Origin of the sequence: Methanobrevibacter curvatus, from assembly GCF_001639295.1 — an archaeon.
Taxonomy (GTDB): Archaea; Methanobacteriota; Methanobacteria; order Methanobacteriales; family Methanobacteriaceae; genus Methanoflexus; species Methanoflexus curvatus.
Map to the genome: position 1 here is coordinate 1 of NZ_LWMV01000114.1, position 868 is coordinate 868.

Consider the following 868-nt stretch of genomic DNA (forward strand, 5'->3'; position numbering starts at 1 on the left):
TAACTAACTATGGTCCTGATAATGCTACTGGTTTGGTTATTACTGATAAATTAGATACTAGATTAATATACATTAACAGTACATCTCCAAGATTTACTTACTATGTTGCAAGTACTGGTGTTTGGAACATTGGTAATTTGGCTAATGGTGAATCTATTGTTTTGGATATTCTTGTCCGCTTAAATGGTACTGGTAATATTGTGAATATTGCAAATGTTACTAATGTTAATGAAAACAATACTGGTAATAATAGCAGTACTCCTGATAATGAAACTAATATTACTGTTGTTCCTACTGTGAATATTAGTATTGTTAAATCATCTAATGTATCTGGATCTGTCTTAAATGGTGCTTATATCTTGTACACTATTAATGTGACTAATTTTGGTCCTGATGGTGCTACTGATTTGGTTATTACTGATGTTTTAGACAGTAGATTGATTTATATTAACAGTACATCTCCAAGGTTTACAAGTTATATTGCAAACACTGGTGTTTGGAATATTGGTGTTTTGGCTAATGGTGAGAGTATTGTTTTGGATATTCTTGTTCGTTTGAATGGTGTTGGCAATATTGTGAATGTTGCTAATCTTACTGGTGTTAATGAGAATAATACTGGTAATAATAGTAGTAATGTTGATAATGAGACTAATATTACTGTTGTTCCTACTGTGAATATTAGTATTGTTAAGACATCTAATGTGTCTGGATCTGTTTTGAATGGTGCATTTGTTTTGTATTCTATTAATGTGACTAATTTTGGTCCTGATGGTGCTACTGGTTTAGTTATTACTGATAGGTTGGATAGTAGATTAATATACATTAATAGTACCACTCCTCGTGGAACTAGTTATGATGTTGCTACTGG

Annotated in this window: 1 pseudogene; it reads left to right on the forward strand. The window is 31.5% G+C overall.

The annotated features are described in order from the left end of the window. Positions 1–868 (forward strand): annotated as a pseudogene (locus MBCUR_RS02935) (DUF11 domain-containing protein); the annotation flags it as partial.